We start from the raw sequence: 26,808 nt of genomic DNA on the forward strand, positions 1-26,808 counted from the left end.
GCTTACTTTTCCGTAACCAGCCACTTATCGAACACCGCCTGCAAGGCAGTAAGCACCACCGGTTTATTGATATAATCAGACATGCCTGCTTGCTCACACTTTTGCGCATCACTGTGCATGGCCGAGCCGGTGACTGCGACAATGGGGGTGGCGGGTGCCTGGCGAGATGCTTCGAGTGCGCGGATCTGGCGGGTCATCTCATAGCCATCCAGGTTGGGCATATGGCAATCGGTCAGGACCAGCCGATACGGCTGGCTTTTCCATTTTTCCAGCCCGCTTACGCCATCGCTGGCCACATCACACGCATAGCCGAGCCTGGCTATTTGCTGGGCGAGCAAGCGGCGATTTAACGGGTTATCCTCCACCAGCAAGATGCCTGTCTCAAGTGCTGTTACTGATTCGGTTTGCTGCTCTGTCTGCTCGGCACGATCCGCGGTATCTGCGCTGTCGGTGCGTGCCAGCGTTTTATCCGGAGAGGCCTGCAGCCGCGTGCGAAGAGACTGTAAAAAGCCGTGCCGGGAAAGCGGGTTAAATGCTGTGACGGGCAGAGCCGAAAAATACTCGTGGGTGGCACTGACCTGCTCGCGCTGGGCATACAGCCACACCTGGCAGGCAGCATACCGGCTGGCAATAAAATGCACTGCTTCGTGCTGCATAGCAGCCTGGCTGATGAGTACCAATATCAGGGTAGTCTTAGCCATATCCGGGGCTTCATCCATGGTATACAAGTTACACGCTACCGCCTCGCGGGCCAGATAACGCTGAAAGCGCTGCGCCAGGGTACGGTCGGTTAACGCCGGCTCGTAAAAAATCGCCACCGACTTGAATGGGAGGGGCACCGGCAAGCTGGTATCGCTTGGCGGCACGCTGTGCAACGGTAGCTGGACTGTGGCGACGGTACCCTGGCCGGGCGTACTGTCCAGCCTTATCTGGCCCCCCATCGCACTCACCAGCTTGTGGCAAATGCTTAAGCCCAGGCCGGAGCCGCCGAATTTGCGCGTGGTATGGCGTTCAGCCTGCGTAAAAGGGGAGAACAGCCTGTCCAGCGCCTGCGGTTCAATGCCAATGCCATTATCCCGGATCACCATATGCAAGCCCGGAATGTTAGCACCGGGCAGCGGTGCCTTATTCACCTCCAGGGTGACCCGGCCAGGACGGCCATCACAGGGCTGGGTAAACTTGATCGCATTGCTTAATAGGTTAAACAGAATTTGCCGTAGCCGGGTTTGGTCGGCGTAAATCTGCTGCGGCAAATCAGCAGATTCACATACCGTAAACACAATGTGTTTTTTGTCGGTCTCGGCCACAAGAATGTTGGCCACATCGCTGAGGATTGATGACAAACTCACCGGCGTCGGCTCCAGCTCCAGCTTGCCCGCCTCAATCTTGCTCAAATCGAGAATGTCATTGAGGATATCCACCAGTGTGATCGCCGAGGTTTTGGCAGTGCCGATCAGCGTAAGCGCTTCGCCGTCCAATACCGATTGTTGCAGTAAATCCAGTGAGGCAATTACGCCGTGCATCGGCGTACGCAATTCGTGGCTCATCATCGATAAAAAATCGGATTTGGCCTGGCTGGCCTGCTCAGCCTGCTCTTTGGCCTGCTGCAGCTCTGTGGTGCGCTGGGCAACCCGCTGCTCTAACTCATTATTGAGCTGCTTAAGCGTATTTTGTGCTTCCTGCAAGGCAGTATTATCAATCACCACACCATCAATGCGCTCAAATTTTTGATCGTGGCCCTGGCTGACTTTGCCTTTGGCCAGTAAGAATCGCTGAGAACCATCTTCCATCACCAGCCGGTAATGTTGTTCAAAGTCCTCGCCGGTATTAAGGCTATGGGCCAGGGCCTGTTGCACCCGAGGGGCATCGTCGGGGCAGATGCGTTGCTTCCAGACTTGTAACGTCGGGGTAATTTCCGGTCCGATAGCATGAATATCAGCCGCCACACTGTCCCAGTGCCAGCGCCATTCACGGACGTTTTGTGCCACAGCCCCCCAACTGCCAATGTGGCCGGCCGACATGGCCAGCCGCTGTTTGGTCTCGGCATTATTAAGGGCCAGGATGGTTTGTTTTTGCTGAGTGCAATCGGTCAGCGTACCGGCAACGGTATTTCCCTGGCCGTGTTTTTGAATGGTTTCCCCTTTAAGTGCCAGCCATTTTGGCTGGCCATTCACCAGAATATTGATCTCCAGGGTAAGCGGTATCTGATCGGTCAGGTGACGAGAAAACTGGGTGGAAAAGTCAGCTTCCTGATCTTTGCCCAGCAATTGTACAAAGGTGCCCCATGCCAGTTTTGACCATTTGGGATACCCAATCATCGATTTTAGCAAAGGAGAAAAATAGGCGGTCTGGGTATGCGCGTTATATTCCCATATACCCACCCCGGTGCCATTTATGGCCGAGGTCAGCTTTTTCAATTTATCGCTCACCGGCTCAGGATTCGGGCGATTGGCTGTGACCAGGTTGACCATCCATACAGTGTCAGTCGCGTTTACTTGCGACGTCTGTATGCTGACCTCTTGCGATGGGCCACTTTCTGAGAGTAAGCGGGCAGGCCAAGAGGGGAGATCGGGCTCCCTCGGGTAGTCGTCAAATAAAGCCTCAGCAGCCACCGGTGAAGTGACATTCAAGTTGAAGGTGCGGGCAAAAGCCGGATTGGTTTTAATGATTCGGTTGCCCTCAGCACACCAGCAAAGAGCGAAGGGAGATTGAGTGAACCAGACGGGAAAGCGCTGGCGCGACGAGCCTTGCATTGTGCATACATCCTTGTATTTACTGCGCGTCACCTAACTATAGACAAAAGGATTAGGATCGCCAGCGCAGTTAGGTAAGGCGTTGTCACGGGAGAAACAAAGCCGCGCAACTCATAAAATTTTCCTATAGTTGAAGAGAAACCCTTTTATTTAGCAGAAACAAATGCGAAGACATGTCGCGCTATTGGTTGTGATGTTGCTGTTGTCTGGCTGTCAGTCATTGTTTTTCTGGCCGTCAAAGACCATGCAGGCGCCGCATGAGGAGTTTGGCTTTGTGCCGGAGTCGGTGAAGTTTCCAAACGAGCAGGGGCTGATGCTGCACGGCTGGTTTGTGCCAGCCCGCGCCACTAAAGCCGGAACGCAAATCCCGCCGCATGGCACGGTGTATGTGTTACATGGTAATGCGCTCAACTTAAGCTATCACATCGTTAATTTTTACTGGCTGATTGATCATGGCTGGAATGTGTTTATTCTGGATTATCAGGGATTTGGTCAGTCGCAGGGATCGCCGTCGTTTGCCGGCATCATCGAGGATGCACTGGCAGGCTATCGCTGGTTACAGCAGTACAAGCCCGACGACGGGCCAGTGGTGGTACTGGGTCAAAGTCTGGGCGGCGCGGCTGCTATCGGGCTGGTGGCACAGGCCAGCCAGCCGCCGGCCGGGCTGATCGTAGACAGCACCTTTTCGTCACACCGACAAATCTTTCAGGAAACCCTGGATAAATCCTGGCTGCTACGCTTGTTTCAGTGGCCGTTGTCTATTGCTATCAGCGATGACTATGCCCCTAAAATGCTTATCAGCCAGGGCACCCCCGTGCCAACCCTGATTGTACATAGCTTAAGTGACACATTGATCTCACCTAAACATGCGCACACCTTGTATGACCATGCTGCCGGGCCCAAAATGCTGTGGGTAGATGCTAACAGCAGCCATGGCCAAATCTGGAGCAACGATGAATGGAAAGCCAGGCTGGTGTGCCAGCTCCATCGCTGGCCACAACTGCAAAGCGCCGATAGGGTATGTGATAGCCCCTTATAGCACACCACAATTCAGCCTGGCTTGATGATTTTCCTCCTATCACGCCAGCTTTTTGCCGGCACGACCGCCTCACACCAGGAGCGAACAAAACTGTTCGATTTCGGGCAGCCCGTATTATCCGTTAATCGGAAGGTTTATATAACTCATTGTAAATATTGACTAAATTAAAGTGGCACAACTTTTTCATTAGTCAGGCAAATTCATGACTGATGATTTAGATGGATATAAAACTTGCGCCCAAACCGTCTGTGGCCAACTGGAATATAGCCATTTTGCTGTTTTTGGCGGTGCTGGTGGGTGTCACCATCAGCCAATATCTGACGGTGGCTGACTCCGGCCCGGGATTTTCTAATCTGGATAATGCACTAACGCCGTTGTTTACCACCAAGACCACCGGGGCGGGCATCGGGCTGGCGTTTGTGGAAGCGGTGATGAATAAACACGGCGGTAGGGTTAAGCTGGTCAACCAAAACGGAGCCGGTGCGAAGGTTAAACTTAGCTGGCCGCTGCATGCTGCTTAGCGCTCACACTGGTCTAGAGGGCAGTATTTTCGGCAAGCCAATCAGGCTATGCTTTGATTATTCAATAAAGCAGGACGTTTTGTGAAACTTATCACAGCCAGTGCACTGGGTTGTGGCGTGTTATTGCCACTGTTGTGGTGGTTGGAAACCTTGCCGTTTTTAGTGCTGTTAGTGATATAGCTCATCCCCATCAATCTAGCGCACGGCTTGCGCAGTTTACATGATATTCATCACGACACGACCAGGTATGCGGGTATCAAACTAATGAGCTACCCGCCGCTGATTTTCGGGGTGCTGTTTTTTTGTATCAGGGTGGTCTGTTGGCGTTTATGTAAAACGCGCCTTAGCAAAATTTTTCGGCGGCTACCTCAGGAAAGCATTCAAATTGGGGCGGGTAGAAAAAATAGCCTTGCTGTTTAGTAATGTGCAGCGCGGCCAGGGTGTCGCGTTCGGCTTTGGTTTCAACCCCTTCGGCCAGCACATCAATATTCAGCTGTGTACACAACTGAGCCAGTGAGGCAACGATGGCGCGTTTTTTCGGGTTAGCATTGATGTCTCTGACCAGTGTCATATCAAGTTTGATGCTATCGGGAGCCAGCACAGCCAGCCAGTCTAAATTGGCATGCCCGGACCCAAAATCATCAATGGCCACCTTAAAGCCGATCTCTTTGTAATAATCGATAATATTTTGCAGGTGGGCGGTATCGGTGATGTGTTCTGACTCTACCACTTCAAAGGTGATTTGTTCGCGGGGAAAGCCGTAACTATCGGCGGCGGCAAGGGTAGTGCGAATACAGATATCCGGTTTGTAGATTGCGCCCGGCAAAAAATTAATATTCAGCCGCTTGGTTAGCTGGGCTTCGGCAGCCAGGGCGATGGCTTTTACCCGACAAGTTTGGTCAAATTTGTAGACATTTTTTGCAGTTACTTGCTGAATGATGGAGTACGCTGACTCATTGTTCAGGCCGCGCACCAGGCCTTCATAGCCAAACACCTCTTTGGCCGCCAGATCGACCAATGGCTGAAATGCCATGGTAAAGTCAAAGTCCAGTTCTTCACCCCTGCGACAGCCAGAACAAGGCAGCTCTTTGGCGTTTTCTTCTACCACATATATAGGTAATTCACTGGTTGTTATGCTTTTAAAATTCATTACATGTACAAAAAATCATGAATTAAACTATTTTAATTCTTTAGTATGATTGGACCAATGCTATTGGTCGCATAATGTGGCGACAAGTATCTGAAAGCAGCCTGGTTCGCACAATTTGCTAATTGCTACATTATGCAATAGGTTAGCGTTTTTGATTTGAGCAGTAGCAAGCAACGTGATTTATCTGGTAGCGGTTACCCTGTTGTGGGCATTTTCATTTTCGTTTATTGGTGAGTATCTGGCCGGGCAGGTAGACAGTTACTTTTCTGTGCTCATGCGGGTGGTGCTGGCCGCGCTGGTGTTTGCGCCCTTATTGAAGTTCAGGCTACTTACCCTAAAGCAAAAGTTAACTTTGGCTGGCCTGGGGGGCTTGCAGTTAGGCCTGATGTACATCTTTTTTTATCATGCGTTTTTGTATCTGTCGGTCCCTGAAGTGCTGCTGTTTACCATTTTTACGCCCTTGTATGTGGCGATGCTCAACGATGCCTTATTCAAACGTTTCTCGCCGTTTTACTTGCTCTGCGCGCTGATTGCCACTGCCGGCGCGGCGGTGATCCGCTTTGAAGGGATCAGCGGCAACTTTTTAACCGGCTTTGCTATCGTTCAGGGTGCCAACCTCTGCTTTGCGTTGGGCCAGGTGGGCTACCGCAAACTGGCAGCCGGGTTTACGCAAGATGTGCCGTATCACAATATTTTTGGCTGGTTTTTTATCGGTGCAGTGATCATCGCGCTGCCGGCCTTTTTTCTGTTTGGCAACATCAGCCATCTGCCACAGACTGCGACGCAATGGGCCGTACTGATTTGGCTAGGTGTAGTGGCTTCCGGCGCCGGCTATTTTTTTTGGAATTCGGGTGCATTGAAGGTATCGGCGGGTACCCTGGCCACCATGAACAATGCGCTGGTACCAGCCGGACTGGTGGTAAACCTGCTCATCTGGGACCAGCAGGCTGACTTACTACGCTTGGCAGTGGGTGGGGCCATTATTGGCTTTGCGCTGTGGCTATCGCAGCAGCGCCTCGCCGACACAATGCCTTCAAGCAGGGCACGTTAGCCACGCTTATAGCAGCTCACCATGGTGTAGTCTTTACGCGGGCCGGTTACACGCCAGGTGGATTGCCACTGCGGCCAGCGGACAAACTCGTAATCCACTACATAGTGGTCATGACCACATAAGTGTTCGGCGTGGGGCTCACGGGCACAAAAGGTGTGAAAATAACGCTGATCATCAAATAACACATCAATGCGATTGCCCGGTGCAGGTTGCCAAACATACACCCGCTCGGCCTCCAGCACCTGCCCGTTTAGCGCGCGCATTTGCCCGTTTTCCTGATACACCACCTGGTTGTTACGCCAGGTAAAGGTAGCCTGGCCGCTAAATGTAAAAGACTCACCATTAAGCTGACTGATGTGGCGGTTTAACAGCCAGGTACCGATAAAATCATCCAGGCTGGCGGGCAGGCCGGCCTGATTATTTGATGAGGAAGAGTGTGCGGCCACGGTTATTTTATTGCCATCGAATTTGCCCAGACTATACGAGCAGGTGGTAGGCAAATCAATAGCGCGCCTGACTGGACCAGCACTCACCACACGTAGGTGAGGGTCGTGGAAAGCTGATCTGAGCGCCCGGGTGTACCGGGGATCTCTTCAAACGCTTCATCCCACAGGTTGTCTACTGCCAGCACCAGGCTCAGATTGGCCAGTTGAGGCGGGGTATAAGTCACGGCCAGATGGGTAAACAATGCGGTATCATCACCCCGTCTTAGCACATTGCCTTCCTGCCGGCGCCATTCATTGTCTAGCTTCACTGTCACCGCATCTGTCAGATACCAGGTGGCACCCAGCGTCAGCCTGTGGGGTGGATAGTTCAGCGCGTAAAAGCTGGCGTCGATACTGGCATCCCGATAATCTTCGGATTTATTCAAGTAAGTGTAGCTGGCCACCAGGTCGGCACTGTCTAAGCGCGCCACCGCAATCACTTCGACCCCGAGGGTGTCGATATCAACCGGGTTGGCTGCCCGGGCAGAAGTGGTATCGAAGGTGTAGGTCCAGTCAGTGAGAGATTGATCCCAGCGATAAAACAGGGCTGAGTCCAAGCGCCAGGCAGGCTGATCTAAGGATAAGGCCAGCTCCAGGTTTTTGCTGACCTCACGCTGCAGCATATTGTTACTTCTGAATAAACCGCTGTCGGTGCTACCACCAATGGCGGTGTAACCAGCAACCTGAGTGGCTTCGGCGTATGACAATAAGATTGTACGTGTGCCATTGTTGGCGGTTTCAGAAATAAGCGCCACATCGCCAAGCACCGAGAGGCGAGATGCATCCCGGTTGGTGTCATCAAACGCAGCCCCCAAGCGCAGTGCAAGCTGGTGCGTCGAAGTCAGGTCGGTTTGATATTCAGGTACCACACTAAGCTTGAAATAATCACGCTCGGTAAAGGTATTTTCCAAGGTGGTGGAGGTGATCGAGTCGGCCATCAACTGACCGGCGTAACTGACCGCCCACTGCGGATGCCATACATGGCGACCCGACCAGGCGGCCGCGTGTACTTCAGTTTCGTGAAACGCCTGAAAGACGTCAGGGTTTTCTCTGGAAAACACATAATGGTCGGTGTTATTCCGTGAATATGCAGTCAGCTCGAACTTGCTGCTTTGGCCATAGCGCTGCTGGTGGTTAAGCATAAATAGCCGGGTATCCAGCTCTTCGGTTTCATTGACGTTAAATGGCGTGTACATATTGGGCCAGCCAAAAAACTTGTTTTGCGCGCCATAAAATACGTCGGTTTGAGACGATTCCCCAGCCAGCTGCAGGCGGGCATTTACCCGTTCAAAATCATGATCGCCGTTTGCGATAGTGCCATCGCTTTGTGAATGGGCGAGCTCGCCTTCCAGACCAAGTTGCCAGTGGCCAGCATCATCCAGCTTTGTGGCATGTCCAGCATGCAGTCGCTGCAACAAAAAGTTGTTGGTGCCGGCGCCTAACGACACACTGCCGCCCGATTGAACCGGGCGCCAGCCATAGGTGATGGTGCCTACCGAACTGTTCATACCAAACAGGGCGTTATCGACCCCGGTGAAGACCGCGGATGCGGTTAACATCTCTGGTGCGATGGGGATCTCGGCAAAATAATGGCCGGTTTGCGGGTCGAACAGGGTCGCGGCACCTACCCGAAAGCCGGTGTTTTCAAAGATCCCGCCGCGAATGGTCACATCAGCCTGTGCTTCTGCCATATTGCGTGACTGCAGGTCGACGCGTGGATCATACTCTAAATTCGAGACAGGCGAATTAAAGGTACCCACCGGTTTGTCATTGGCAGTGGCGGCGCCTTCTATCACAATTTTTTCTACTTCCTCTTCTACCAGTGCAGTCGAGGCTTGAGTACTAAAGTGAATAAATATAAGGCTTAAAACAGAGATAAGTACAGCGCGAGGCATTATCTATTCCTTTACATCAATTTTCGTTTGATTGCTTATTGGGGGGTGAATATAAGCTTCGTCAGTGCATATCTGAAGGAGGGGTGCATCACTCTTGGCAAGACGAAATTTCAAGAGGATATTGTACAAAATTGTCTTCTAAATGCCTATGCGCAAATTAGGAGGCGCATAGAGAAGGCATTAAGAAGCTAATAGCTCTAAAAAATTAGCACCTACAGGGTGTTAATATCAGTCTACTTACACCCCACCTGTCGGATTTTATAGTAGGTATGGGGTGGTGGAATTATTGAGAAAACAAGAGTACTGCCTCTGAGCGTGGCTGGCTCGCCATTTTTTTCTCGAATTTGAAAAAAACCAGATGGCTATCGCCATTTTATTCTATTTTTAAATTCATTTCGCCAATATTTTCTGTTTCGTTGAATTTTTCGTCATATTTTTCGCATTCCGCGCGAAATTGGGTCTATCTAACAATGATTTTTTGCCCACACCTGGATATCACATTTAGAAAAATAAAAAGGTCTTATTTATCATTAACCTAAGTCCACGCAAAGCCGGTTTTTAAAAATGGCACGCTTAATGCTTCTAATGAAAAGGTGTTACTTTATCGGCAATTAAGGACGAAGTATGAACAAGTTTCATGTGAATAAGGCAATGAATATGAAAAAAGTGGCGATAGCTCTGTCTGCCATTCTGTGCACGGGTACTGCGATGGCGACCTTATCTCAAACAGTGGATTTTAGGCCTTCAGCTACAGTCGGCTCACCTGTGGTAACAACCACGGATGCTTATATCTTGCAAGGAGCGACAGCGTCACAGATTGCATATCTGCAGAAAAATTTAGGCGTAGAAATAATTCATCGCTTTTCTATTATTGAGGCCGTAACGGTAAAGGCCACACCAGCACAGATTAGCAAAGCAAATGCTGTATATCCTAACCTTTCCTTATTTAAAGACGTTGATGTTGCACTGAGTGGTAAAAAGCGCGATTGCCATCCTAAATGTGAGGCAGCTTCTTCAGAAGATAGCCCGTCGGAGTTTTCGGTGACTTCCCAACCTCAACTGGTCTGGAAAGGAGAAACAGAGTTTTACTGGCAGGTTAAGAATACCAGTAATAAGCCTATTACTATTGAAAAAGTTGTAATGAGCTGGCCAGAAGAGAATGGCAAATTGTTAGAGTTTAAGGTAGGGAGTCACCACCTTATCTCTGAGTCTCGTTTGCCTGGTATGACTACGATTGATGCCAGCGTAATGAAGGACCGCGGGATTAGCCAAAATCAATATGTAGACTTTAAAGTAACTTTTGCAGCCCCCATCCTTCAGAACTCAAATGCTTATGACATCACGGTGTTTTTTAAAGAAGGTATTTCGGAAAATTTAAACTCGACTAATTATAGTTTTGATGCAAGTAAAAAACGGGATACCTACTTTCCTTCTGTTATCAATGCTGCCGAACTTCACCATAACGGGGTAACGGGCGAAGGTGTAACCGTTGCTGTTATTGACAGCGGTGTATCGAGCCATTCTAATCTAAAAAAGAATACCTATGATGCTACGCGTATCCAAACCTATTTCGATGTATTTTCCGGCAAGGAATATACGCGGGAGGAATTAGAAACTGGCGAAGAATTGGCTACTGGCGATCCGATAGAGATCGAAGACCTTAACGGTCACGGTAGTCACATCACCAGTATCATTGCCGGAAGCAGTGAGTCGTACGACTTAAATAAAATGCCTCAGGGTTCTTATAATGGCATTGCTCCTGATGTAGATTTAGTAGTGGTAAAAGCTTTTGATGAACAAGGGTTTTCTACTTACCAGGATGTTATTGCAGCCATAGAATACGTAGTAAATAACAAAAACTCCTTAAACATCAAAGTTTTAAACTTGTCATTTAGCGCTGATGCGCAATCCCATTATTGGGATGATCCTCTCAACAAAGCTGTTATGGCGGCGTGGAACGCAGGCATCGTGGTAATTGCCTCTGCAGGTAACAAAGGGCCGGATGCAATGAGTATCGGCGTACCTGGCAACAACCCTTATATCATTACTGTGGGCGCCGTATCTGATAATTACACCCGGAACAGCACTACTGACGATTTCGTTACAAAGTTTTCTGCAGCAGGCCCGACCTATGAAGGCTTTCTTAAGCCGGAAGTGGTTGCTTATGGCGGTCATGTAAGTGGGAATATGAAGTCAGATTCTTACTTAGCTAAGAACTTCCCCCAGTTTCATGACGGGCATGACTTTTTCATGATGTCGGGAACTTCTCAGGCAACTGCAATGGCTTCTGGGGTCGTCGCGCTTATGTTGCAAATGGATCCCCACTTATCTCCTGATGATGTCAAATGCCGACTTGTCGACTCTGCCATCCCCGCCATGCTCGACAGTGGAAAGCTGGCCTACAGTGTTTTTCAACAAGGTGCCGGCATGATTGATGCGATGCGGGCGGTAAACAATAAAAAATCAGGTTGTGCTAACCAAGGCTTAAATGTCGCAAAAGATTTAAAAGGTCAAGCTCACTATATGGGGCCGGCCCGTCAGGACGATAAGGGTAATTTCTATATAAAAGGCTTTGAAGGCTTTGAGTGGAATGGTGTTTACCGCGATGCCAACCTTTGGTCCGACGCCAATTTGTGGAGCGACGCAAACCTTTGGAGCGATGCGAACCTTTGGTCAGATGCCAACTTATGGTCTGACGCTAACCTTTGGTCCGACGCTAACTTATGGAGTGATGCGAATTTATGGTCTGACGCCAATTTATGGTCAGACGTGAATATGGGTTGGGTGACGCAGGAATAACAAGCTAAGTATTCATGATTTTAGTTTGAATAAAATTCCACAAAAGGATGAAAGAATGAATTTATTAAAATTCGTCATGGCTGCCATCATTACCATTATTGTCAGTACAATATTTTGGCAAACTGATGAGCAGTCTTCTTCTCAGACTGCAGCTTATGTGGTGGAGGGAGATAGCCAGAAAGCTTTAACTGCCGCGATTCGTGAGGCGGGTGGCGAGGTAACTCACACTTTTAAAGTAATAAGTGCAGTAGGCGCGACGCTGACCTCATCCCAGGTACAAGCGTTAGAAGCAAAAGGTTTTGTAACTTTTGCCGACCAGAAAGTGACTGCCGAAGGTATTTTTGGTGATTACGCCATTCCAACTCACATCAGCCGGCAAACCGGTGCAAGTCGATTACATCAACATGGCATCACAGGCCGAGGGGTGACCATCGCGGTAATTGATACAGGGATTGGTTACTCCTCAATGCCGGGGAAGTACATTCGCGTTAACCCTAATAATCAAAAGCGGGTGTTAGCTCAATATAACGCAATTAATGACCATATGTATTGGTTCGACTCAGACACGGATAAGCACGGACATGGAAGCCATATTTCAGGAATTGCTATCAGCAGTGTTCAGGATGATAACGGCGACTTTAATGGCATGGCCCCTTTTGCTGATTTAGTGGTAGTGCGCGCGTTTGACGAAAACGGGCAAGGTTCTTACCTGGATGTTATCAGAGGTTTAGACTGGGTAGTCCAACACAAAGAGGAATACGATATCAAAGTCGTAAACCTCTCGTTTGGGGCTGTACCGCAATCAAATTATTGGCATGATCCCATCAACAAGGCCGTTATGGCTGCCTGGCAAGCAGGTATCGTAGTAGTAACTTCTGCGGGAAATACCGGCCCTGATCCAATGACAGTATCTGTACCTGGTAACGTGCCTTATATCATTACTGTTGGCGCGGTGACTGACCACTACACCCCCTATGATTACACCGATGACCGCCTTACGAGCTTCTCTGCGGTGGGGCCTACCCACGAAGGTTTCATAAAGCCCGATTTGGTGGCCTGGGGTGGCCATATGCTTGGGAAAATTCATGATTCGGGCTTTCTCACGCTACTAAACTTGCACCCAGAATCAGCCATCGGACGGAGTTATTACGAAATTTCTGGTACTTCTCAAGCTGCAGCGGTGGTCACAGGGACAGTTGCGTTGATGCTGGATCATGATCCCACGTTGTCACCTGACGATGTGAAGTGCCGCCTGATTAGCACGGCTAATGCAGCGGCGGTTAATGGAAAACTGGCATACAGCCCTTTTCATCAGGGATCAGGCTTGTTAAATAGCTACGCTGCAGTGACCAGTACCAAAACAGGGTGCGCAAATTCGGGTTTAGATATTGCGGCAGATTTAGCGGGTATTCAACATTTCCAAGGCCCAGCCAGAGTGGATGCGAATAACAAGCTATATATAGTGGCCCCCGATGGTACGAGCTGGAACGAAGGTACCAGCTGGAATGAAGGCACCAGCTGGAACGAAGGTACCAGCTGGAACGAAGGTACCAGTTGGAACGAAGGCACTAGTTGGAATGAGGGTACCAGTTGGAATGAAGGTACCAGCTGGAATGAAGGTACCAGCTGGAATGAAGGGACTAGCTGGAATGAAGGGACTAGCTGGAATGAAGGTACCAGCTGGAACGAAGGTACTAGCTGGAACGAAAGCGTTGCCTCTGCAGGGGTGAACGGCTGGGTTTCCCAGGAGTAAAACTACTGGATACTAATTACTAACAAAAAGCGCCCATTCGAGGCGCTTTTTTGTTCTATTCTTAATTAAACATTTTCTATGATGATTGGCTTATCGTCACACCTGAGGTAAGTTGTTATTAAGCGTCAGGTTTTACCTAATGGACTACATCTTGAAATTTTTCTACAGCGTTGCATTTTTAGCGGCAGTGTTTGTTTCTTCATCTAGCTCAGCACATGGTTATTTCGATGTTAATGTTCGATTTAAGCATCTTGGTATAGAGCAGGGCCTCTCCCAAGAGGTCGTACAAAGTATCTATCAAGATGAGGAAGGGTATCTTTGGTTTGGCACTCAGGAGGGTTTGAATAGATACGATGGTTACACCTTTACGGTGTTTAATCAGGAATATGCAAATGACGAGTCGTTACCTGAAGACTGGATCACAGATATTCAAGAAGATAGCGAAGGGAATCTCTGGGTAGCAACAGACGGCGGCGGCGTTGCTATGTTCGATGAGCCTGAACATAGTTTTATTGCTTACCAGCATCTTCCTCAAGTTCCAGGAACATTGAGCAGCAATACAGTACGAGTATTGTATTTAGACTCCAGCCACCGGTTTTGGGTTGGAACCGAGAACGGGTTGGATCAGTATTTACCCCGGAAAAAAAACTTCGAACGCGTCAATGTTGCCCCAACACCGGCATCAGAACTGGCGGGTCCATTGAAAGTACGCGCAATAACCGAAGATCGAAATGGCTTACTTTGGGTAGGAACTGATGGCGGGGGGTTGTACAATTTTAATCCGCAAACAGGTAACGTGACCCATTACTATGTAGCCCAAAATTCCAGTCTTATTCCATCTAATAGAATATCCTCCTTGCATGTGGATAGTACTAATCGCTTATGGGTGGGAAGTTATGACAAAGGAATAGCAATAATCGATCCTACCCGCCAAAAAGCAGACTTTTTCCACGCTTCTAACGGAGACCCCACGTCCTTAAGTCATAACCAGGTCAGAGATATTTTAGAGGACTCATATGGAACTATCTGGTTAGCTACCGATAATGGATTGGATCGTTGGCTGGAGCAGGAGAAGGCCTTCGCCCATTATCGTCACGCTGTAGAAAATCCATTTTCGCTTTCTTCAAACAAAGTTAACACTTTATTCCAAGACAAGGGAAACGTTCTTTGGATTGGCAGCCATAGCGGTATCAATAAGTGGAATATGGCTACTGCGTCCTTTAAGCATATTGCAAAGGTGGCAGATGGAAAACTCAGTTTATCAAACAACGGGGTAAATGCATTCGCCCAAACTCCTGATGGTACATTATGGGTTGGAACCTATGGTGGGTTAAATGCGCTTCACGCTTCCAATCGAGAAGTAACTCACTATCAACCAGACAAAACTGCTAAAGCAGAGAACGCGCTTCGAGAAGAGAGGGTAATGTCTCTATACAGCGATAACGCTGGCCATGTGTGGATCGGTACGCGCGGGGCGGGTTTAAGTAAATTGACAATTAAAACCGGCAAGTTTAAGCATTTTTCCACTCATACTAAGGGGCCAGCAAAGCTAAGTTCCGACGCTATTACTAAAATTGTCGCCACAGATAACGGGAATTTGGTAGTGGGTACATGGGGGGGGGGGCTTAATTTAATAAACCCGGTCACCAGCGAAGTCTCCCATTATCGCCAGACAGACGACGGTGAAAAGACCCTTAGCAGTGACAAAATTATGGACATATACATCACAGATGACAAAAGGCTATGGATTGGCACCTGGGGAGGCGGTATCACCGTTTTGAACCCTGACCTGTCAGTCTATAAAATTTTTAAAACAGGTATGGAAGCAGGTCTGTTGAGCGAAGATAAGGCATGGAGCATACTCGAAGATTCTAATCACAATATCTGGGTTGGAACACAAGGTGGTGGGATCAGTCTTTTACGTGCCGAAAATAGGGAGTTGGGTGACTACAGGTTCGAGCGTATTGGCCGCAGTCACGGGCTTCCCAGTACTGTTGTGTATGGGTTACTGGAAGGCGAAGATGGGTTTGTATGGGCCAGTTCAAACCGTGGATTATCCAAAATTTCCCCCCATGATTTGGCCATCGTAAATTACGACTCCGAGGATGGGTTGCAGTCAAATGATTTTGCTTCCGGCGCGTATTTTAAAGATGACAAAGGATGGCTGTACTTTGGGGGGAACAATGGTTTTACGGCCTTTGATCCTAAAAGAATTGAGCCTAATGTTCATGTGCCGCCAGTGGTAATTACCGAGTACGCTACAATAAATAAACGTTCTCCTTTATCTGATCGCCTTGACGAAATCGACCACATAGAAGTGGAGCACGAAGATTATCTTGTTTCATTTTCATTCGCTGCGCTTGACTATGCAGAGCCGCAGAATAATCAATATGCCTATAAACTAGAAGGTTTTGATCGTGAGTGGCTCTACACAAGTGATGTACGAAAGGCGACTTATACTAACCTCCCAGCGGGAGAATATACCTTCAGGGTCAAGGCTGCCAATAACGACGGGCTGTGGAATAACGAAGGGACTGCTGTAAAAGTAAAGGTGTTACCGCCAATATGGCAAACGTGGTGGGCCTATACAATTTATAGTGTGGTTGCAATAATTTTGCTGATGCTTTTGATTATGGCTTACCGGAAAAAGTTAAATCGGGCTCGGCTGTACCAACAGGAATTGGAAAATGAAGTTAGCAAAAGGACAAAAGAACTTACTGAACTTAATGAGCAACTATACACCGCTAACACTTCCGATGCGTTGTCGGGTCTTAAAAATAGAATTTATTTATTAAGTATATTAGAAAAAGAAGTTGCAGATATACAGCGCCAAATATTTAAGGCTTCTAAAAATGAAAATCATGACTTTTCAATAGGTCCTCGAATCTTTTTTCTCATGGTGGATTTAGATAAGTTCAGAGCATTTAATGAGCGAAACAATAAAGAAACCGGCGACAATATTATTCGAGAAATGGGCAAGATCTTGTCTAATTTTTTTCGTTCCTCGGACACCGTAGTTCGCTGGGGCGACGATCAATTTCTTGTAGTGGGTCAAGTTGATGATATTCGTGAAGTGAACCGCATTGCCGATAGATTACAGCAGCGGGTTAAAAGTCACCCGTTTAAAAATAAAAATGGAACCCTCTGTAATATCACTTGCTCAATCGGCTTTTCTTTGTATCCCTTCCATCCCTCCTACCCCGATAAAATGGATTGGCAGCATGTACAAAAAATTTCTGCCGAAGCCATGCGTATCTCAAAGCGCGTAGGCAAAGATACTTGGACTGGCATAAAAGAGGGAACAGAGATGTTGTCCGAACAAGACATACCATTGATTAGCAAGGACTATAAAGCATTTGCAAAAGCAAACAAATTAACAGTGGTAGAATTCCACAGTTATGCAAAAAGATTTTCTAGCAATTTGCAGAAGAGTGGTTAGAGATAACATGTTTCAGTGACTAAAGTTAAAGAACATAATAGCTGCCGCCGATAAAGCAGTGTATACACTATCCGAGCCCACCTGTAGGTATAGCAATGTCTGAATTTACCTTTAAAAACATCTTAGTAATCTTGGCGTTCTACTTATTATTAGCATTTCGCCCAGCCAGTGCTGATATCTATGGGTCTTCCGACCAGATCCTCCACTTCACCCAATTAGATGCTGAACGAACACTATCCAACTCTGTCATCAATGATATTGCGCAAGACCAATTGGGGTTTATATGGATAGCTACACAAGACGGCCTGAATCGTTTCGACGGCAAAAATGCAAAGTTCTATAACAATGAACCTGGCAATCCTTTTAGCCTAGCATTTAACTGGATATGGAATGTACACGTAGATAGTCAAGGGCACGTGTGGGTGGCTGGGGACGGCGGTGTTAGTCGCTATGTGCCTGAGACGGATAGCTTTATCAATTATACACCGGGATCGCCAGCATTCCCTAACCTCAAAGGAAGTAAATTTCGCAGTATAGCCGAAGCTCCCGATGGAACTTTATGGTTTGGCACGCAAACTAGTGGAATTTCAGTTTACACACCTCAATCGAATTCGTTTGAACATATTGAGTACGAAGAAAATACACCGGGATCCCTAAGTAGCAATAATATCCGAGATATATTAATTGATGGTCAAGGCGAGGTATGGGTGGCGACCCAGGGTGGGGGGCTCAATTTACTTCGTGCTCAGCATACACAATTTGTTAATTTCAGCACGACGTCAGAACTATCAATACCCAGCGATAATACTCGTAGTTTATATATGGATAACAGCGGTACACTGTGGGTGGGAACGAAGGATAATGGGGTGTTTACGTTCAACGCCCATAGCGGTGTGCAATCCCATCACATGTTTGTTGAAGGCCAGAGTGGTAGCTTTTGTGATAATTGGGTAAGAGATATTTTTCAAGACAGCAAGCAACGTATGTGGTTTGCCACTACCGGGGGGCTCTGTCAGCTGGACCAAAAAAACGACAGGTTTGTAGCCCATACTCATGTTAACACTCGCGTTGATAGCTTGCTGGATAACCGTGTCTTGTCCTTATTTCAGGATAACGGTGGAGTGATATGGGTAGGCACCTATCAGGGAATTAGCCGCTGGAACGCTGAAATTGAGCCATTTGAACTTGTTAACCGCTCCTTTGGGGTGGGAACAAAGATGGACAGTGAAGTGATAACCTCGTTTGCCATGGATAATGATGGGACGTTGTATGTGGGCACTTGGGGGGGCGGTTTAAATGTATTTGATACAAAGTCATCAAACCTCACTGTTATTCGAGCAGAGCCTGGGGTAGAAGGGAAGTTGCAGGGCGATAGAGTAATGAGCCTGCTGGTCGACAACCAGAACAACTTGTGGGTTGGTACCCAGCGTAATGGATTGCATCTGCAAAAAGCAGGCTCCTCTGAGTTTATAAACTTTCGGCACGATGAAAACGATAGTACAAGCCTGAGTGCCAATGCGGTAAGTAAAATTACTCAGTTGAATGATGGCACTATTGTAGTCGGTACTTATGGCGGAGGTATCAACTTTGCCAGGAGTAACTATTCTTTCGATACTTACCGATTCGATAGCGAAAATCCACAGTCTCTTTCAAGTGACCGCGTAATAGACATTATGCAAGCCAGTAATGAAGATATTTGGGTTGCAACCAATGGTGGGGGAGTTAACCGCTTTGTCATAGCACAACAAAAGTTCGAGCATTTTACATTTGACCCGAATGATCCAGCAAGCATTGAAAGTAATGATATTTACTCAATGCTTGAAACCGATGAGCACTATTGGTTTGCTACGCACAATGCCGGTGTCGCGCGTTTGACTAAAGCGAGTCTCGCAGCTGGAAAACCTAGTTTCGAACATTTTTCAAGACCGGATGTATTACCCAGCAATGTGGTGTATGGAATGCTGGAGGACCACCTGGGTTATATCTGGCTGAGCCATTCAAAAGGATTGTCGAGAGTTTCACCTTCTACTATGGAAGTGATGAACTTCAACACTACCCACGGCTTACAAGGTAGTGATTTTAATAATGGTGCTTACTATAAATCCAAGGATGGTAGGATCTTTTTCGGTGGCCCTGGGGGGTTCAACACTTTCATGCCCGGGGATGTCCCTATCAATACGAATAAGCCACCTATTCGCCTAACCAAATACACCCGCTTAAATGAGGAAGTTCCGCTCGCCGCTGCGCTTAATGAAGAAGGCAAATTGCAATTAAGCTATCACGATGCTTTTATCGGATTTGAATTTGCTTCTTTAGATTTCACTAAACCTGAAGATAATAACTATCAATATAAACTTGAAGGGTTTACCGATAGCTGGATTGACGCTGGGCACACCAACAGTATTACCTTCTCTAATTTACTGGACGGCAGCTACATTCTGCGTGTTCGGGGCACTAATAATAACGGCATTTGGAGCGAAAACGAATTAACCATACCCATTACGGTTTCCCCACCCGTCTGGCGAAGCTGGCAAGCCTTTTTAGCATACCTATTAGTATTAACGGCTTTGGGGCTATTTATATGGCGTCACCACAATGAAAAGCGTCTTCGGCAACGGAAATACCAGCAACAATTGGAGAAGGATGTTCAGCAGAGAACGGAACAGTTGCGGGCGGCTAATGAACAGCTAGGGCAGGCATTTCAGGAAACCAGCCAAGCCAGAGAAGCTGCGGAAAAAGCGGCGTCTGCAAAAGAAGATTTTCTGGCAATTATGAGTCACGAAATCAGAACGCCGCTAAACAGTATTCTGGGTATGAGTGAGCTATTACTCAACTCGCAATTAAGCTCTGTACAACAGCGTTATGCTGGTTCAGCGCATCGGGCAGGTAGTATGCTACTTGAACTGATAAATGATATTTTAGACTTTTCTAAAATGGAGGCAGGTAAAGTCGAATTAGAGCAAAATGAATTCGATCTGCATGCTTTGATTGAGGAAACCGCATTTTTATTTTCCAATCGGGCTCAAGAAAAGGGCGTAGAGCTTACCCTCGTAATCGACACTAACTGCCCCCGACACGTTGTTGGAGATGCCCTGCGGCTAAGGCAAGTGTTGTCCAATCTATTGTCGAACGCAATTAAATTTACAGAATCAGGTTCAGTTGAAATTACCATCTATAGTGACGGAAAGAGTGCATATCTTCGTGTAGCCGACACTGGCATTGGAATGAACGAAGAACAACGAACTAAGATATTTGAAGCATTTCAACAGGCGGACACTTCCACTACCCGAAAATTTGGCGGTACCGGCCTCGGTTTATCTATAACAAAGCAAATTATTGAACTAATGGGCGGTCATATCGGTGTCGACTCCGAACCCGGCAAGGGGACTATTTTCGCCATTGCGTTCCCAATAACGTCTGCAGATAGTCAGCCTGATGACTGTGATCTGACGCTGGTTAGCCAAATGAAAGTTAATATAATCGTGGCTAATCTCGCTGTTCGCCAGATGGTGATAAACGTGGTAGAAAGACTTAACATTCGATTCAAAGATCTAAGTGAAGAATACACAGACTCTACTCGAATATCTGCCGGAGACGACGATATTTATTTGATCGATTCCACTTTGGCTAAAACAGAGCGGTGGCAGGATTTCTGGCGTCAGCATCGCTTAAAAGTCATTGTGTTGACCAGCGCCTATGAAGAGTTTGAAAATTCCATAGCGTTGCCTAATTTACAACTTCTCAGTAAGCCTGTTCGCCGCACCGCTTTGTTTGAAGCGATGCAAGCCTCTAAAGAAGGTGAAACCTCAATAAGACAAATTGATAAACCTCAGGCTTTACAAGAGTCGAGTCGATTCAGAGCTAAGGTTCTTTTGGCCGAAGACGCCCAAACCAATATTGAAGTCGCTACAGCCATGTTGGCTATGTTTGGGTGCGAGGTTGATACCGCCCCCGATGGCCGCGCGGCGGTGGAGAAAGTCACTAAATACCACTATGATTTGGTGTTTATGGATTGTCAGATGCCGGTAATGGATGGTTTCGAAGCCACTCGCCAAATTAGACATCACGAAGAGACGGTATCAGCCCCACCAGTCACGATTGTGGCTTTAACAGCAGGGGTAGGGTTGGGGTATGAAGAAGCCGCGGTAGCTGCTGGTATGAACGATTATATGAATAAGCCGTTTACTTCACAGCAATTATTTAAAATGCTAAACCGCTATCTAAGTCAATGCCGATATGAACAAACACCTAACGCTATTTCGCCGATCGAAGGTGTCAGCCAACATCAACAGTTGAATGACATTGTGACAACGTCAGATTCACCCAAAGATTTGGTTGATCATAGTGCTATTGATGCAATCAAAGAGATAGAAAAAAGTACCGGAAGAAATATCTTTTGCCGAGTGCTAGCAACTTTCGAAAAAGAAATGGAACAAAAATTAACAGAATTAACTACTCTAGTAGATAAAAGTGATGCCATAGGGGTAAATCGTGTGGCTCATGCTATGAAATCGCTTTGTGCGAATGTAGGGGCTAAATTGCTTAGGGAACTATGTAGTAAAATGGAAACTGAAGCAAAAGATCAAAACACCGATAATTTCAAGAAGTGGCTAGATGAATTTGATGCAAATTACCCATCAACTGTGCGGGCGCTAAAATTAATCGAGAGTAATGCTAATGAATAATATTTCTGGCCACGCGTTTGAAAATGCCAAAGTACTTATTTGTGATGATGATCCCACGTACTTATTAGTGATGCGCGATACGCTCGAAAGTGAAAATTTTCAGGTCATTGATGCTTCAGATGGTGATACCGCTATTTCAAAGTATCTTACCTATCAGCCAGATATTGTGCTTTTGGATGTACAAATGCCGGGCATGTCGGGGCTAGAAGTGTGCAAGCAAATACGTCAGCATAAATCAGGCAGAGATGTGCCAATTCTGATGGTAACAGGGGCCGAAGATTATGCCTCTATTCAAAGTGCTTATGATATTGGTGCAACAGATTTTCTCCCTAAGCCTATAAAGTGGCCGATTGTGGGTCATCGGGTTCGCTATATGCTACGTACGCGCAATGCCCTACGTGACTTGCAGTCCAGTGAAGAACAACTTCGATACCTTGCTTATCATGATGATTTGACCGGCCTGGCTAACCGGCAAAGCTTTCGGGAGCATCTCCAACATTTTTTAACGTTTGCCAAACGCAATAACCACCACATTGCTGTTTTGTTTATTGATTTGGATCGGTTTAAAAGGATAAATGATACTTTAGGGCACGAATTTGGCGATAAATTATTGGCTAAAGTGGCCAAAATATTGGTGAATAATTTACGAGACTGCGATCTAATTGCACGAGACGCGGGTGATGATGAGGTCAGTGAAGTTGCTAGACTGGGGGGCGACGAATTTATTGTTATGCTCACCAAAGTTACCGATCCCAGCGATATAGCTCAAGTGGCGCAGCGAATAATCGATTCGGTATCTAAACCAATAAAAATAGGTCAATATGAAGTAGTAGTAACCCCGAGCCTGGGAATTTCGGTCTATCCACATGATGGAAATAGCGGTGAAGAATTAATGAAGAATGCTGATGTAGCCATGTATTATGCAAAAGAGCGTGGCCGCAGATGTTATAAATTTTATTCAGACTCTCTTAACGCCCGGGCTTTAGAGCGGTTACAGCTGGAAGAGTCTTTGCGTACAGCCTTGGTACGCGAAGAGTTTGAATTGTATTACCAGCCCCAGGTAGACTTGAAAACAGAACAAATTTCAAGTGTGGAAGCCCTTATTCGCTGGAATCATCCTACCCTGGGAATGGTTTCGCCCGGTGAGTTTATTCCCATCGCAGAAGAAACAGGCCTGATCATCGATATTGGCGAATGGGTTATGAAAACTGCCTGCGTGCAAGCAAAAAACTGGATCGATCAAGGCTTGCCTCCTTGTCGCATGTCTATAAATCTATCGAGTGTACAGTTTAAACGCTCAGCGTTAACCGAAACTATAAAAGACATCATAGAGGAAACTGGTTTACCCCCTCAGTACCTCGAACTTGAGTTGACCGAAAGCTCTGTAATGACGGACGTAGAGCAAAATATTTTGCGCTTACGACAGCTCAAGCAAATGGGTATTAAAATAGCAATTGATGACTTTGGTACAGGCTATTCTTCTTTAAGCTATCTTAAAAAATTTCCTATTGATACTTTGAAAATAGATCGTTCATTTGTGGCTGATCTAGCTGACAACAAAGAGGACGAAGCCATTGTAAAAGCGATAATGGCATTGGCAAATACCATGAATTTAGGGGTTATAGCAGAGGGTGTAGAATCACAAAAACAGTTGGCTATACTAAAACAATATGAGTGTGAACTAATTCAGGGCTATCTGTTCAGCCGGCCTTTGAATAAAGAGGATATCAGCGTGTTGTTAAAAAACGGGCTGCCTAAACGCAATGCTAAGTAATTGCCGGCCATAAGAGTTTTTGAATGTTGAATATGCCTTCAGTTGTAAATGCTAACTTAACGCCTCGAACAAATTATGCTGCAAATACGGCTGTCGTAGTCGATAATGATTTAGCTTCAGCAAAGGACTTACCAGCGTTACTGGCTGACTGTGGGTTAGAAGTAGTCGTGTGGAAGCACTCTTTAAAGAGTTTACAGGCTGACTCTGAATCTTTTAGCTATATAGTGATAAACACCCATAGATGCGGGGATCAGTACGGATATGCCACCCAGGCATTAGCCCTGAAAGCCCCGGTTATCTATTTCGATCCCCAGCCCACTGACCCCATAGAGGACGATGCTGAACAACCTTATTACTGGCTACAACCATCGCCCAGCGTGATAGATGTTCGTGTTGCCATGGAGGTAAGTCGCTACAAATTTAAAAGCCGGAAAACAATTTTTAGTCAGCTCAATATGCTGGACAAGGCGTTTTCTTGTGTGGGTGATTACCTAATTTGTCTAGATTTTCAAGGGGATATCACTCATGTTAATGCTAAGGCTTGTGAGCTGTTCTCAGTAGATGAAAATCAGATTAAAGGTAAACCGTGGTATACCCTGATCAGAACTCGCCAGGATCTGTCCGCCCGTCATACACAGCAATTTATTTCGGCGGCGATCAATACTAGGGCGGTAACTAAAATTCAACCTATTGCCCTGCAGATATCAAAAAAAGAAAGTGTTCTGGTCGATGGTATAATTGGGCCCACTAACGAGTCGGGAAATAAGACCGGGGTAGTATGTATTTTACGTCAACTGACTTCACTAGGAGCATTACCAGATTTAGTCAGTAGTAAGGACTCTACAACTGGCATCGATATCCACCGCATTGAGGCGACCGGCACACTATTATTCAGCCCTGACCAATTAAATACCATTAATCTACGGCATGGGCGGTTGGTAGGTGATAGAGTATTAGTTGAAATAGGCGAACAGCTTAAATCAGTGCTCCGACCAACCGATCTTGCTACGCATTATGGTGGTGCAAATTTTCTAGTTCTTTTTTCTGAATCTACCAAAGCCCAAATTGACAACCTAGTCCAGATTCTAAAGAAAAAACTTGTTTCACACGGTTTCAATGACGGCCAACTAAACCTAACATTCAGCTTCGGTTTAGCTACCAATAACGAACTTGTAAATTACTCACCTGTAGAATTATTTTATTATGCAAATTATTCCCTCGCACAGGCTCAGGATCTTGGTGGAAATCAAATCCGTATCTGGAAGCAGGAAAATGCTCTCCAGCAAATAGGTAATTTCGACCGAATAAGTGGAAACTTTTCTGAAACTGGAAGTACCGATTATCAGAAAATGCTAATGTTATGGAGCATACTTAATAACCCACAAAAAATAACTAGCGAAATTGAATTTCTGAAATTCTTGCTGTCCCATCTCAACTCTGGTCTCAATTTAAAAAAATCTGCATTCTTTGCACTAAAAAATACGCAACTCAATTATAAAATTGGATTGGACGCCAGTCGTCGCTCTTTGGATGAAGATGAAGTGGTATTATCCGACAATCAGCGAGAGTATGTGTACGAAGTACAACAAGAAAAATGTGATAAAACAAGTTTTACTTCAATATTAGGCGAGAGTACAGAAGTCTGTGTAGTCATCAAGGGGCCGCTCGCTCCAATGGGAGTATTATGGTTATCCTTTGGACCAGACCAGACATTCAGCCTAAAAAATCAGCGGATGCTTAATAATATTGCCGAGTTTGCCGCCGTAAAACTGGAGCAACTGGCAAGTTCTTTAACGCAACCTAAATCTCCTACGCATACTAAAACAGAACAAGACAATATCAACTTCTGGTATACCTCCAGCGAAATGGCTGAGCAGGCAGAGTTTGTTGAGAAAGTGGCGCCCACTGATGCGACGGTATTGATTACGGGAGAATCCGGCACAGGTAAAGAGCTACTTGCTAAAAGCATTCACGCCCGTAGCCAAAGAAAAGACAAACCCTTCGTGATATTCGATTGTGGTGCTGTGGTGGAAAGTCTGATTGAAAGCGAGCTATTTGGTCACAAACGCGGGGCGTTCACCGGGGCTAATAAAGATTCAGTCGGATGTATTCAACGTGCCCACACCGGCACCTTATTTCTTGATGAAGTGGGGGAGCTGCCAATTGAAACTCAGGTTAAACTTCTCCGCTTTACCCAAGAAAAACAGTTTGCTCAGGTAGGCAGTAACACCTATAAGAAAGTGGATGTACGTCTTGTAGCCGCCACCAATGTAGATTTGATGGAGCGAATTAAAAAGGGACTTTTCCGCGAAGATTTATACTACCGCTTAAATGTATTTAATTTAAAAAGCCTACCGCTGCGTGAGCGAAAAGACGATATTTTATTCTTGGCTGAGCGGTATTTGAATGTATTTGCTACTGAGTATAGTAAATCAATTGCCGATTTTAGCGAGAATGCCAAGTGTGCTCTTTATCAATATGAATGGCCGGGTAATGTTAGGGAGCTCCGAAACCTGATTCATAAGGCTGTCATATTATGTCAGTCACGCTTATTAGATTGTACCGACCTTGGTTTATACCCATTAGAGACAGCTGGAATAAACCAAGAAGCTTCACTAAACCTACCTGCACAACCGGCTAAGTCTACGCCAATAACGCATTTCTCGGTCGGGAATATTTCAGCTACTAGCGAGGCCTGCGAGGATTTTACGAAAACAATGCACCATGATATGGATAAGGCTGCATCATCATCATCACCGCATCTGCCGGTAGACCTCTCTAATACGCCGCCACCCTCGGCTCAGTCGCAAGCTAGCATTGATCCCCAGTACCAATCTTCGCATTCTGAAGTAGCCAATACTGACCAATGGCAGAAGCTGGTCTCTTTAAGCCGCTCGGAAGGTTATCAAATAGCCCCTTGGCTGGAATATAGTTTGATGAAAAGTTGCTTACAGCAGCATAACCAGATTGTATTACGTGCAGCCACTGCGCTCGGTATTGCAGAAAGCTCGTTCCGGCGTAAATGGCAAAAGTTGATTGATACTTCTCCTCCCCCGGGGGAACAGATTAATGCAGCTAGCGAACATGCCGTAAACTTGTTGCTAGAGACTCCTCAGATTACGAATAAGGTTGAAACCATGCAGGGGCTGTTGACTAAAGCTTGTGAGCGATTGCAATTATCTGCTGCGGAAGGTGCGAAAATTCTTGCTGTCTCTCCTCCTACTTATCGCAAACTAAAGCGAATCATTGAAGAGTGAAACAAAACATATACCCATGCCGACAATGCTAATCAGCTTCCAGTAGTACGCGGTAGATCAGCATAGGCTTAATTAAAGTAAACTAAGAGAATTCAGTTTTACTATCGAGAAGCTGCATTTCTTAAGACAAATGTATCTAGTCTTTAGGCTTTAAGTTACTCGCTTAAAATATGTATACGATTAAGTTGGTAATCTCTTACCTCCCGG

The 26,808-nt window shown here is 46.5% G+C and carries 13 protein-coding genes; 9 read left to right on the forward strand and 4 right to left on the reverse strand.

From position 1 onward, the window contains the following. Nucleotides 1-2: 2 nt before the first annotated feature. A complete protein-coding gene (locus ACTUJZ_RS13315) occupies nt 3-2,471 on the reverse strand; it encodes an ATP-binding protein (RefSeq protein WP_463636825.1) in 2,469 nt (822 codons plus the stop codon). Nucleotides 2,472-2,916: 445 nt separating this feature from the next. On the opposite strand from ACTUJZ_RS13315, the gene ACTUJZ_RS13320 reads away from it, so the two are divergent. Both ACTUJZ_RS13320 and ACTUJZ_RS13325 read left to right on the forward strand, forming a co-directional pair. Beyond that, nucleotides 2,917-3,792 (forward strand): alpha/beta hydrolase, encoded by an 876-nt coding sequence (locus ACTUJZ_RS13320; protein WP_463636826.1) that lies wholly within the window; start codon nt 2,917-2,919, stop codon nt 3,790-3,792. Nucleotides 3,793-4,010: 218 nt separating this feature from the next. Next, nucleotides 4,011-4,313, forward strand: coding sequence for an ATP-binding protein (locus ACTUJZ_RS13325; protein WP_463636827.1), 303 nt, complete (start codon nt 4,011-4,013; stop codon nt 4,311-4,313). Between the two features lie 343 nt (nt 4,314-4,656). Here the strand turns inward: ACTUJZ_RS13325 and ACTUJZ_RS13330 are convergent, their stop codons facing one another. After that, entirely contained in the window at nt 4,657-5,463 is an 807-nt protein-coding gene (locus ACTUJZ_RS13330; RefSeq protein ID WP_463636828.1) for an EAL domain-containing protein, read from the reverse strand. A 175-nt stretch (nt 5,464-5,638) separates the two neighbouring features. Between ACTUJZ_RS13330 and ACTUJZ_RS13335 the strand changes: the two genes are divergently transcribed. Further along, nucleotides 5,639-6,514 carry an EamA family transporter gene (locus tag ACTUJZ_RS13335; RefSeq protein ID WP_463636829.1) on the forward strand — a complete coding sequence of 292 codons (876 nt, stop codon included), beginning with the start codon at nt 5,639-5,641 and terminating at the stop codon, nt 6,512-6,514. Here ACTUJZ_RS13335 and ACTUJZ_RS13340 read toward each other — a convergent pair. After that, nucleotides 6,511-7,014 (reverse strand): DUF6314 family protein, encoded by a 504-nt coding sequence (locus tag ACTUJZ_RS13340; RefSeq protein ID WP_463636830.1) that lies wholly within the window; start codon nt 7,012-7,014, stop codon nt 6,511-6,513. The two genes, ACTUJZ_RS13335 and ACTUJZ_RS13340, sit on opposite strands and share 4 nt — an antisense overlap. Before the next feature lie 29 nt (nt 7,015-7,043). Beyond that, on the reverse strand, nt 7,044-8,894 hold the full coding sequence (locus ACTUJZ_RS13345; protein WP_463636831.1) for a TonB-dependent receptor plug domain-containing protein: 1,851 nt from the start codon (nt 8,892-8,894) through the stop codon (nt 7,044-7,046). A gap of 624 nt (nt 8,895-9,518) precedes the next feature. Here ACTUJZ_RS13345 and ACTUJZ_RS13350 point away from each other — a divergent pair. The 6 genes from ACTUJZ_RS13350 to ACTUJZ_RS13375 all read left to right on the forward strand — a co-directional run bounded on the left by ACTUJZ_RS13350 (nt 9,519) and on the right by ACTUJZ_RS13375 (nt 26,601). Beyond that, nucleotides 9,519-11,693 carry a S8 family peptidase gene (locus tag ACTUJZ_RS13350; RefSeq protein WP_463636832.1) on the forward strand — a complete coding sequence of 725 codons (2,175 nt, stop codon included), beginning with the start codon at nt 9,519-9,521 and terminating at the stop codon, nt 11,691-11,693. 25 nt (nt 11,694-11,718) lie between these two features. Next, entirely contained in the window at nt 11,719-13,446 is a 1,728-nt protein-coding gene (locus ACTUJZ_RS13355; RefSeq protein ID WP_463636833.1) for a S8 family peptidase, read from the forward strand. Nucleotides 13,447-13,585: 139 nt separating this feature from the next. After that, complete coding sequence (locus ACTUJZ_RS13360; protein WP_463636834.1) at nt 13,586-16,885, forward strand: two-component regulator propeller domain-containing protein; 3,300 nt, start codon at nt 13,586-13,588, stop codon at nt 16,883-16,885. Nucleotides 16,886-16,980: 95 nt separating this feature from the next. Then, complete coding sequence (locus tag ACTUJZ_RS13365) at nt 16,981-21,570, forward strand: two-component regulator propeller domain-containing protein (protein WP_463636835.1); 4,590 nt, start codon at nt 16,981-16,983, stop codon at nt 21,568-21,570. Then, the gene (locus tag ACTUJZ_RS13370) at nt 21,563-23,344 is read left to right on the forward strand and encodes a two-component system response regulator (protein WP_463636836.1); all 1,782 of its coding nucleotides are present in this window, start codon (nt 21,563-21,565) and stop codon (nt 23,342-23,344) included. Before ACTUJZ_RS13365 ends, ACTUJZ_RS13370 begins: the two co-directional genes overlap by 8 nt. Before the next feature lie 23 nt (nt 23,345-23,367). Beyond that, nucleotides 23,368-26,601: a sigma 54-interacting transcriptional regulator gene (locus ACTUJZ_RS13375; RefSeq protein ID WP_463636837.1), complete on the forward strand. Its 3,234-nt coding sequence runs from the start codon at nt 23,368-23,370 to the stop codon at nt 26,599-26,601. Nucleotides 26,602-26,808: the final 207 nt, after the last annotated feature.

This window comes from Alteromonas sp. WD8-37, assembly GCF_055326825.1.